The 12,025-nt window shown below is 26.1% G+C and carries 7 protein-coding genes; 5 read left to right on the forward strand and 2 right to left on the reverse strand.

Going from position 1 to position 12,025, the window contains the following annotated elements; all coding sequences use genetic code 11:
• Positions 1-77: 77 nt before the first annotated feature.
• Positions 78-2,675, forward strand: coding sequence for a DUF6923 family protein (locus AB0T67_RS01140; protein WP_369218782.1), 2,598 nt, complete (start codon positions 78-80; stop codon positions 2,673-2,675).
• 231 nt (positions 2,676-2,906) lie between these two features.
• Entirely contained in the window at positions 2,907-5,375 is a 2,469-nt protein-coding gene (locus AB0T67_RS01145; protein ID WP_369218783.1) for a DUF4114 domain-containing protein, read from the forward strand.
• A gap of 34 nt (positions 5,376-5,409) precedes the next feature.
• On the opposite strand, the gene AB0T67_RS01150 is transcribed toward AB0T67_RS01145, so the two are convergent.
• Positions 5,410-7,497 (reverse strand): tetratricopeptide repeat protein, encoded by a 2,088-nt coding sequence (locus tag AB0T67_RS01150; RefSeq protein WP_455432235.1) that lies wholly within the window; start codon positions 7,495-7,497, stop codon positions 5,410-5,412.
• Between the two features lie 138 nt (positions 7,498-7,635).
• Between AB0T67_RS01150 and AB0T67_RS01155 the strand changes: the two genes are divergently transcribed.
• The 3 genes from AB0T67_RS01155 (at position 7,636) to AB0T67_RS01165 (ending at position 10,505) form a co-directional block, all read left to right on the forward strand.
• On the forward strand, positions 7,636-7,914 hold the full coding sequence (locus AB0T67_RS01155) for a hypothetical protein (protein WP_271230068.1): 279 nt from the start codon (positions 7,636-7,638) through the stop codon (positions 7,912-7,914).
• Positions 7,915-7,934: 20 nt separating this feature from the next.
• Positions 7,935-9,173 carry an MATE family efflux transporter gene (locus AB0T67_RS01160; RefSeq protein WP_369218785.1) on the forward strand — a complete coding sequence of 413 codons (1,239 nt, stop codon included), beginning with the start codon at positions 7,935-7,937 and terminating at the stop codon, positions 9,171-9,173.
• A gap of 123 nt (positions 9,174-9,296) precedes the next feature.
• Positions 9,297-10,505, forward strand: coding sequence for a glycosyltransferase (locus AB0T67_RS01165; protein ID WP_215044046.1), 1,209 nt, complete (start codon positions 9,297-9,299; stop codon positions 10,503-10,505).
• 1 nt (position 10,506) lies between these two features.
• On the opposite strand, the gene AB0T67_RS01170 is transcribed toward AB0T67_RS01165, so the two are convergent.
• Positions 10,507-12,024, reverse strand: a complete 1,518-nt coding sequence (locus AB0T67_RS01170; RefSeq protein ID WP_369220481.1) for a glycoside hydrolase family 2 TIM barrel-domain containing protein — start codon at positions 12,022-12,024, stop codon at positions 10,507-10,509.
• Position 12,025 lies beyond the last annotated feature (1 nt).

A 12,025-nucleotide genomic window follows, 5' to 3' on the forward strand; every position in this document is an offset into this window, starting at 1 on the left:
CTATGGATAAACTAATAATAACGAAGATTTTAGGTTTTAACTAAGTGTTTTTTTAACTTTAGAGTAAAATATATATTATGAAAAAAATAATTACTCTCAAACAAAAATTAATGTTCTTATTTATTCTTTTAATAAATATAACAATTAATGCTCAAAACACTCCATTTAGTTGTGTGTATGACGCTTATTTATTTCAGTATAACGATGTTTATTCTATAGACTTAGCTTCGGGTAGTTCTTATCTTGCTGCTGAAAATATTACGCCAGGAAGCATAAATGCCGCAGCATACAATCCTGCAGATGGTTTTATTTGGGGGTCTTTAAGTACACCTGAAAAAACTATTGTAAGAATAGGAGATGATTTTTTAACAACTTCTTTTTATATAGATGAGTTACCTACAAAGAATAGGTATATTGGAGATATAAGTGCACAAGGTGTATATTATCTGAAAGGAGGAGGTAGTACTTATTATAAAGTAGATTTAGACCCTAACTCAGCAACATATACTCAGCACTTGGCTACAGCAGATTTGTCGCAAAATATAGGTATTCATGATTGGGCTTTTAATGCTGTTGATAATAACTTATATGCAGTAGAAAAGAATACAAATATTTTATATCGAATTAATCCAACAACAAGTGTCGTTGAATCTTTAGGAGTTGTTCCTATTTTAACAGGATTAAGTTATACTTATGGAGCAGTATATTTTGATGCTTCAGGACGTTTTTACGTATCAGCAAATCAAACAGGAACAATTTACGTAATACAAGCTGTACAAGATTTAAATGGTTCAAATGAAATGGATTCTAATTTATTTGCATTTGGTCCTTCAAGTGCTAGTAATGACGGAGCACGTTGTCCTACAGCACCTGTTTTACAAGAAATTTGTGATAACGGAATAGATGATGATGGTGACGGGTTAATTGATTGTGAAGATCCTTCGTGTTCAGGTTACGGTGAATGTGATGTTATTATACCTCCAACTTCAGGAGGAAATGCAGGTGGTTTAGAAAGTAATAATAGATTATCGGAATTAATAAATAAAAGAAACTATAATCGTACAAAAGATAATTATAAATTTAATAGAAGCAAAGCACAAAGAGTTACTAGGTCTAATCATTATAAAAAGAAAAGTAAAAATAATATCGAATTAAAAGATTTTATTCCTTTAGGTGTTATTAATACTGATGAAACGATAGAATCTTCACCTACTGATTTAGTAGCGATTACAAATGCAACAGAAATTTATGCTGTAGATTATATGAAAAGTGGTGTTTCAGTAGCATCTGTTTTAGCTTTAAAAACAGATAATGGTGTATATGAACATACCAAATATATTTGTGATCGTTTACTAGGAGCTGAATTAATTTCTGTATCAACTATTGATATAAACGGACAACAATTTATTAAGTCTTTAATTAGAAATGCAGATAACACAGTAGAATTTGTACTAAGTCTTTCGGCAAAAGTAGTAAATAGTGATACTAATTTTGAAATTGAAAGTCATTGGAATTTAGATAAATACGAAAGTGATGTTGCTTTTTATAACTTCCAAATATGGTCTAATTCATTAGATGATTTATATACTTTAGGTGAAGAAATTATTAGTTTGTTAAATGTAGAAAAACCGATATCAACTTATAAATTATCAACACCTCCAACAGTATTTGTTAGAAAAGGAAAGTATAAAAATGGTTCTTTAGATATACAGGTTGTAAATACAAATAAAACAGATGATGTTAATTTTGATGCTGGTTTTAGAGTTACTGAAACAGCTGTTCTTAATAACAGTAATACAACATTAGCTCTTAATAAAGAATATATAACAAATTTAAATGTGCCAACAGGTAATTTATTTGATATTGGTTTTAGAATTGGAGATGGAGTAGCCACACCAGATGATTTATTTATGTCTGATGGACCTTGGGGGATTGATGATTCTCAAACAAATACTAACGTAGTTAATTATAATGTATCTGCTAATAAAAATTCATTTGAAGAAGCTGACTTCCCTATAGAAAGAAATGTAGATTTAGAAGTAACTACAGATTCTTATGCGGCTATCCATAGAGCATTAACTCCACGTTTTATGCCTGTAGATTTATCAGACTATAATAGTTTTAATTTAAAAGCAAAGGGAATAGGAAAGATAGAGGTTACATTAATTAAAAAAAGTATTTCTTTATGGGATAATCAATTTAAGTCAACCATAAATTTAACTGATAATCTTTTAGATCATAAAATATCTTTTACTGATTTTAAATCTAAAAATGGAAATAGTTTAGTATTAGACGATGTTACTACAATCGTATTTACAGTAGTAGCTGAAGATGGAAATATGACAACTAAAAAAGTAAGTTTACAAGATATTAGGTTTTCTCTTGAAAATGAAGTACCAGATACTGGTATTACTGTAGAGGGAGATAACTTAAAGGCAGTACCAAATCCGATGGATACACAAGCTGATATATATTTTAACACTAATCAAATAGAAACTGTAAAATTAGTCCTTTATACAAGGTTGGGGAGAAAGGTAAAAGAAGTTGAATATAAAACAGTATTAGGTAATAATAAAATAGTGCTAAAAAAAGAACATTTAAGCCCTGGATTATATTTATGTAAAATTATAGGTGCACAAAGAGATTATAAAGCAATAAAGTTAATAGTTAATTAAAAAATTGATAATTTATAATACAAGTAAAACCTGAACAATAAAATGTTCAGGTTTTTTATTAAAACTAATTTATTTGTTATTTACAAATTAACGATATTATTTGTGTATTCAAAGAACTTTAATTAGAATAAAAATGTATTTCGTCTATTCATAAATCCCGTATATCGAATATTAAATTTTAAACTCCAATAACATCTTATATTTATAATATTAACATTAAAAGTGTATATTATGAAAAAATTACTACTAATATTAATGATGACAGTAACAGCTATTATTAATAGCCAAAACTATCAATATTTAGGAGAGTATACATCAAATGGTACGCCTCTTTATTTAGAAACACCAGGAGATAATATTTCTTATGAAACATTAGAAATGATTAGCAATTCAATACCTGAAAGTTATCCTGTGCCAGATTATAATCCTCATTATATATCATCAGGATATGATACAAATATAGAATTAAATGATACTGCAGATATTTGGGTAACCTTTGTAAGTGAAGGAGCTGGGTATAGAAATGTATTAGGATTTTATACTTATGATATTGATAATCCATCGCCAACACCACCAACGGCAGAAGAAATTACTATTATATTTCCAAATGCTTCTGCATTAGGAAGTGGAGGTGGACTTCAGGTAGGTGATAAAGTGAAAATAGGAACTTTTGAAGCAGGAACAGGAATTGGTTGGGTTTTATTAGCTAATGCATGGAGTGCTAATTCTAGCACTGTTAAAGATGGTTTTTGGAAAGTATATTCTAATCCTGAATATAACCCTGAAACTCAAGAAGATTTAAAACATCATAATGTATTATTAAATGATCCAGATAATCAGCGTATTATTCTTGGTTTTGAAGATATTAGACGCGATTATGGTAGTTGTGATAATGATTTTAATGATGCCGTTTTTTATGTAACAGCAAGTCCGTACTCAGCAATGAGAACTACAAACTTTGTAGATGTATCATCAGCAACAGATGTAACATCAGCACATGATGGTGGTTTAGAGAGTAACGGTAAATTAGCAAGTTTAATCGCTAAAAGAAATTTTACACGTAAAAAAGTAGGTAATTTGCTCAATAATAGAAGTGTACAGAAATTATATAAAAAAAAATCGATAAAAAAATTAGTTGGTAAAACACCAGAAATAGAAACGCTTTTACCTGAAACAGGAATGTATAAAACTGAAAAAGCATATGTATCTACACCTATAGATTTGTTAGATATTACAAATGCAAATGAAATATTTTCAGTTGATTACTATACCGAAGATAAAAGAGTTTCAGCCATATTAGCAACAGTAACTCAAGGAGAAGTTTATAATCATTCTAAAGAAATTTGTGATCGTTTAAATAATTCGATACTAAAAGAAGTAAAAACAGTATTAGTAAGAGGACATAAATTAATTATATCAAAAATACAAAGAGCTACTGGTGAAATAGAATATACTTTAGGTTTTTCAGTGAAATTAGGTGAAAACGAAAATAACTTATACAGTTTATGGAATATTGAAGAGTATCCTAAAGGAGATTATTATAATTTTCAATTATGGGGTAGTTCTTTATCTCAAGTGTTTTCTAATAGTAATTATATTATAGATGCATTAACATCGGCTTTACCTTTAAATAGTAAATTAGAAGAAGATGTAATACCACCTGTATTCGTAAGTTCAGGATTTTATAAAGATGGAAATATTCATTTAAATATTATAAATAAAGTAAAAGCTAAAAGTGTAGTTGTTGATGTAAATATGACAACAACAGAAGTTTCTGATACTACAGAAAATTTAAGCAAAATTATTAATTTAAGTGGTGATTGGAATGAAACAATTATAGTAAAAACAGGAACATTATTTGATGCAGGTTTATCTTTAGCAACAAAATATTCTAAACAAATAGATGGCTTGTATCTAGCTGATGGACCTTGGGGAATAGATTATTTAGAAGAAGAAGTAGATGTAACGTTGTTTAATATTGATAATAAAGAATCAGATTATGATGAAGATTCACATCAAGTAGAAAGACAACCAGCTTTAAAAGGAAAAGTAAAAGGAACTATTAATTTATTTAGACATGTGTTAGCTGGTGATCAAACATTAAATGTATCAAATTATGGAGCAATTCAATTTAATATACAGAATACCCAACCTATTGAATTAATATTAGTGTCAGAAGGTTTAAAAGATTGGAATAACCGTTTAAGAATTAAAATTCCAGCAAATTTAGAAAAAAAAATATATAGCATATCATTAAATGATTTTGTTGATGCTAATGGTAAAGCAGGATTAATTACTGATGTTAAAACAATCGTTTTCTCATTGCAAGGAGATTATAAAAATCATGTTCCGTTTATTTTAGAAGTTGATGAGGTAGCGTTTAGAGAAAATATAGAGTTAGTTGTAGAGGAAGAGCAAGAAGAAGAAGTACTTTTAAATCTTAAAAATAAGAAATTAATAGCGATTCCAAATCCAATGACATCTTCAGGAGAAATTAATTTTACATCTGTAAAAAATGAAATAGTTATCTTAAATATATATAATCAGTTAGGTAAATTAATATATCAAACTAATTATAGTGTACTAATAGGAGAAAATTCAATACCTATAGAAAGAAGAAGTTTAATATCAGGAATTTATATTTGTACTATAATTAGTAATTCAAAAAAATATAATTCATTAAAATTAGCAATTCATTAAATAGTATCAATAAATAATTTTACAAAAGCAAAAGTTAATTCTTTTGCTTTTGTTTTTTAAAAAAAGGTTTCTTCAAGAAATACCATTTAAATCGTAAACCAATTTCGGTAAAAGTGAAACCTGTACCAGCTGTAGCAGTTGCAGAAGCAATATTACTTTGAGTACCATAGATATTTAATAAACTACGTTCTGAAAATTTATATCCTAATTTGGCTTGAATCCTATAAGTACTTTGTTTTTTATTATTTTCAATAAATTGAAATCCTGTTGCTGCGGTAAGTTCATAAAACCATTCTTTCTTTTTAGCAACATTTTCATCTTTTATAATATTGATAAAAATTTCAGCAGCACTAAACTTACTAGGACTAAAATAAATAGTAGGAACTTGGTTTTTAAAAGATATATTTTGATAATTAATACCAGCTTTTAAAGATGGTTTTTTTAATAAATTATAATAAAGTGAAGAAAATAATAAGTTTCTAGTATTATCATCATTCTGAGAAGTGTAGTATAACTGTGTGTACCAACCAACTTTAAAATTGGTATTTAAACTATAATTTATTAAAAAATTATTTTGAACAATTTCTTTATCTAATAAATCGGCATTAAAATTTTGAACTTCTCTTTTATAACCTATTTCTAAATCTTGAAGTTTAAAAGGTTGTATCTTTAAAGATAAATCGGCTAATAATTGACTGAATTTATTGGTATCAGTATCAGAAGCACTAACTCCTAAAGTTCCTTTAAAGGTTACATTATTTAATAATTGATAAGATATTCCTGCTGAAAAATTATTAGAAATACCACTAACTTTAGTTACAGTATTACTTGTTGTTCTATAGCTGTAATTACCAAATAATTTAAGTTTTGTTGAAAATGGAAATTCTGAATTAGCAGAGTATAAATAAGCTTCATTATTACCATTATCAAATGAATATGCTGCTTTAATTTCTATAAAAGGAGTAAATGATTTATCTAAGTTTTTGATAAAATTAGTCGCATCTTTTTGTTTTTTATAAAATTTTAAAGTGTTTTTAGCACTTTTATAGGCATTTATAAAGTATCCTGAAGCTTTTAGTGCATTTGCTTTACCTAAGTTACCATCAAAAGAAGTACTATCTTTTTTTAATATCAAATTATAATCAGCAATACTTTTTTTAAAATCACTTTTATAAATATTTAAAGTTGCTCTTAATGAAATTATCCAATTTTCAGGATTTTTATTATTGATTAATAGTTTGTTAATCTCTTTTTCTGCTAAAGAATATTTATTGTTCCATATTAAAGCTTGTATAAAACGTTCTTTAGTTTGATTTGTTATACTTTTATCTGTCTTGTTATCTAAAAGATTAATAGCTTTTTTACTAACGATTAAAGCTTGTTTATCATTACTATCAAGATGATTTGCTAATGAAATCCCATTTAAAGAGGTTAATTTATTAGTTGAATCTTCACCAATAATAATATATGTTTTTTTAGCTTTATCTATTTGATTTGAAATTAGATAAAGATTAGCTAAGTTTAATAAAGTTTCTTTATCTTTTTTAAAATCGATAAAATTTTCTTTTAATATTTTTTCAGCAGCGGTGTAATTTTTAGAATTTACTTTACTGTTTGCCAAACCTAATCGCATATATTTTTTAGAAACTAATGCATTTTTATTTTTAGGTAATACCAATAATGCCTTGTCTACATATTTAATCGCTTTATTAAATTTTTTTAAATTAGATAATGTATTTGCATATCCTAAAAGGGCAGAAAAACTTTTGTCATTCTCTGATATTAAATTTTGATAATAATTTTCAGCTTTATTATAATTTTTATTCCAAAGAAGTGATTCGGCATAATTTAATTTTACTTCAAAATCTGAAGGGAAATCATTTAAAAGATTAGTAAATAATTCAACAGCTTTATCAGCACTACCGTTTAATCCTAAAGCTCTACCATAGCAAAGTCTTGCTGTTTTATTGGTAGGATGTGATTCTAAAATATTTTTAAAAAAGGATTCTGCTTGTTTATACTTACCTGTTTCTAAGAAGGTAAAACCTTCTTTCATATTTTGTGAAAAAAGAGTATTGCTTATAATAAAGAGTACTAAAAAAGTAAGATTTTTAATTTTCATATAGTTTTTTTTCTTATTTGCAAGTTAAGGAATAGCATTTATCATTGGGCTAAACAAAATAGCTTTTCATCGATAATAAATATTTTTTTATGCTAATAATGAGATATTTGTTTTATTACTAATTAAAACATATAAAATATGGCATTACAAATTACACAAAAAAACGGAACATTTTATTTAAAAGGAAAGTTAAATAATTCAACATCTAAATTTTTTATTATTTTTTTTGATTTTAATATCAAAAAAAATAAACAGGTAACAATAAATATTGATAATTTAGACGAAATAACTAAAGATGGTTTAAATGCAATAAATATTTTGACAAGAAAATCAAAAAAAACAGCTAAAAATTTTTCTATTATAGGTCTTGGTTGCAAAGAAATTTATGACCATTTTGATGAAATAAATGTCGCTTAATAAATTAAATAAGGTAAAATATGATTCCAATTTTAAAACAAGTAAAGCATAAAATATCATCAGAACAAATTTTTATGATTAGTGTTTTACTTGTAAATGGCGGAAATTATTTATATAATTTAGCTTTAGGTAGAATTTTAGGTCCTGCAAAGTTTGCCGATGCAGCTATTATGATTACTTTTTTATTGGTACTTTCATTTATAGCAATGACTTTTCAGTTAGTAACAGCTAAGTTTTCAGTACTTTTTGAAGACATTGTTTTTAAAAATTTTATATCAAAAATATATAAAAACTCAGCTATTGTAGGGGTGTTTTTAGGAATATTAATAATTGTATTTGCATCAGAATTACAATTTTTTTTTAAAACAACTTCTTCTACTATGTTTGTTGTATTTGGAATTGGAGTTCCTATTTATTTTTTGATGAGTGTAAATAGAGGTGTTTTTCAAGGTAAAAAACAGTTGAAAAAATTATCTGTTACTTATCAATTAGAAATGATAAGTCGTTTATTAATTACTTTCGGATTATTATATTTTTTTAATATTCAATCTTCAATATTAATTGCTTTAGGTATTTTATGTTCATTTATATTTGGATTAATTCCGTTTGAACTTAAAAATATTTCTTTTTCTAAAATAGTATCATTAGAAAATACTGAATCTAAAATGGTTCGTAATTTTTTTATAATTACAGCATTTTACGAGTTAACTCAAATAATAATAAATAATAGTGATATTTTATTAGTAAAACATTATTTCGAGTCTTATGACGCAGGTTTGTACGCTTCATTAGCCTTAATAGGTAGAGTTGTTTATTTTATAGCATGGATGTTTGTAATGTTATTATTACCAACAGTTGTTCAGTTAAAAAAAGAGGGGAAATCTACAGCGCCAATTTTACTAAAATACATAGGTTATATTTTTATAATAGCGACTACTATTGTTACTTCATGTTATTTTTTTCCTGAACAAATTATAGCCATTTTATTTGGAGATGAATATATGGCAATAACGCCTTTATTATGGAAATATGCTATAGCGACAGGTATTTTCGCAATATCAAACATTTTTGCATATTATTATTTGTCTTTAGATAAATACACTCCAGTTGTTATTTCTGGGCTTTTTGGAATGCTACAAATAGGTTTGATTATTTTATTTCATAAAAATTTAGAACAGGTTGTACACGTACAAATTTTAGCAATGGTTTTATTATTATTGATGCAATTATCTTTTTTCTTTTTGAAAGATGAAAAATAGTGTTTCAAGAAATAATAACTAAACTTTTATACCTTTTAACTACATAAAATTGCATTTCAGCTACAGTAATAGCTGTAAACTCTTTTTTATTACGAAATTTAATATAATCAAAAAGAAAATACTATGAAATTAGCTATTGTAACTGCATACCCGCCAAGTAAAGTAACTTTAAATGAATATGCTTATCATCTAGTAAAAAGCTTTAGACAAAATAAAAAAGTAACTGAATTAATTTTATTGACGGATGTAACTCCAGTAGAAAAAGACATTCATTTTACTGAAGATGGTTGTAAAATTACAGTAAAAGAATGTTGGAAGTTTAATAGTTATACAAATGTTATAAAAGTAACAAAAGCTATAAATACGATAAAACCAGATGCTATATTATTTAACTTACAATTTATGAAGTTTGGTGATAAAAAAGTTGCTGCAGCTTTAGGGTTAATGTTGCCTTTAGTTTGTAAGATAAAAAAAATACCAACTATTGTATTATTACATAATATTTTAGAGCAAACAGATTTAGAAAGTGCAGGTTTTACTTCAAATAAAATATTACAAAAAATTTATAATTTTATAGGACAAACATTAACTAAATTAATTTTAAAAGCTGATATTGTAGCTGTTACTATGCATAAATATGTAACTACTTTACAAGATAAATATAAAGTTAGTAATGTAAAAATGATTCCTCATGGAACATTTGAAATTCCTAATAAACCATCACATATATTGCCAAAAGGAGCTTTGAAAATAATGACTTTTGGTAAATTTGGTACTTATAAAAAAGTTGAAAAAATGATTGAAGCTGTTGAAAAAGTTAGAGCATCAACAGGTTTAAATTTAGAAATAGTAATTGCAGGAACAGACAATCCGAATGTACCAGGTTATTTAGCATCTGTAAAAGAAAAATACAAAAATGTAGCTCAAATAACATTTACAGGCTATGTTGAAGAAGTGGAAGTAGCTCCTTTATTTAACGAAAGTGCTGTTGTGGTATTTCCTTATACATCTACAACAGGTAGTTCAGGTGTTTTACATCAAGCGGGTAGTTATGGTAAAGCAGTTGTAATGCCTAATTTAGGAGATTTAGCAACTTTGGTTGAAGATGAAGGATACAGAGGTGAGTTTTTTGAGCCAGAAAATGTAGCTAGTTTAGCCAATGCAATTGAGCTAATCGTAACTAATGAATCTCATAGAGTAGCTTTAGGAGAGGCTAATTACAAAGCAGCTACAGCATTTCCAATGGAAAGAATTACAGCAATGTATTTAAATCAGTTTGAAGCTATTATAATGGTTAAAAAATTAGCAAAAAAAGTATTAGTTGAATCATAAATTATTTAGAGGAAATATAGCTAAAAGCAGGTTTTTTACGACCTTTTTTATCAATAAAACCAAATTCTTTTTGAGGGTTTATTCGCCAAGGAAGTTTACCAACAACTTCCTTGGGTACTTTACGAAAATCGTATAAAGTCCACGACATAAAAGGAATATTATTTCTTGTAAGTAGTTGTTGCATTATCTTATAATAATTAGCTTGTTTTTTTACTGAATTACCAAAAGGTTTCCAAATACCATTGTAAGAAGAAACTCCAAATTCACCTAAAACAATAGGTTTTTTAGGTATTTTATTTTTTAATGATTTATAGTTTTTTTCAAAATTATTAATGTCTTCATAATAATGAAAAGAAACAAAATCTACTTTATCTTTTAAAATAGGTGCACTTTCAATATTTGACCAACCAATGGTAATTGGATGTTTTTTATCAATAGATTTTACCAAAATAATCATGTGATTTAACCAAGCAATAACATTTTCTTTTCCTCTTGATATAAAATCTAAATTAGGTTCATTTTTGATATCCCAAGCAATAATAGCTTCATGATCTTTAAATTTTGACACAATAATTTCTGCATGTCTATGGTTTAAAGTCCAGTCTAAAACATTGTAGTTTCCGTAAAAATCAAATAAAGTAATAATAACATTTATATTATTTTTTTCAGCAGTATCTAAAACTTGCTTTAATTTATTTAGTTTACTAATTTTTACATTTGCTTTACCAAAATCTTCATATTGAATAAAAATTCGGATAGTATTTAGATTTGCTTTTTTAATGATTTTAAAGTCATTTTCTATAATTTTCATATCAAAATTATCACCAAACATATCCCAAGGTGTATCTTGTGGATAATAATTAATTCCTTTTATATTTAATGAATCGATAGGAGTATTTTTGATAGTCTTATCAAAAATGGCAGATTTTTCTTTAACTAAATGTCTAATTCTCCAAAAGCCATCTTCTAATAATAAAACCATTTTATAATCAGATATTTCGGTAGTTTCTAAAACAAGTTTTTTATCTTTAAGTATTTTTTTATATTCAACAACATTTTTATCTTCTAAAACAATTGACTGACCATCTTCACTAAAAAATATAAGATTAGGATTGTGTTTTAAAGTTGTACTTTCAATAGTAATTTTTTCCTTTTTATTATGTTCTATAAAGTTGAATAAATTTTTGCGAGCATTTTTTGTATAATAATCATTAATTCCACTTTTTAGGTTTGTTTTATTTGCTACATGTTTTACATACCAAGCATCGATATAATCATTTTCGATATTATTTAAGGTTTGTTCATCAATCTCTCTACCTTGATTACCATCTTCTTTCCAAATTATTTTAGGCAAATATTGATCTACTTTTTTAACTTCAACATGTAACATTTTACTTCTATCTGCACCTGTGTTAAAATGAGTATATAATGAACTTATTAAAAAGATAACGATTGACATAATAAGAACATATGACGAAATTAAAATACCTCTCATTATGTTTTTATTAGTGTTATCCATT

Source organism: Tenacibaculum salmonis, assembly GCF_041053065.1.
Classification (GTDB): Bacteria; Bacteroidota; Bacteroidia; order Flavobacteriales; family Flavobacteriaceae; genus Polaribacter; species Polaribacter pacificus_A.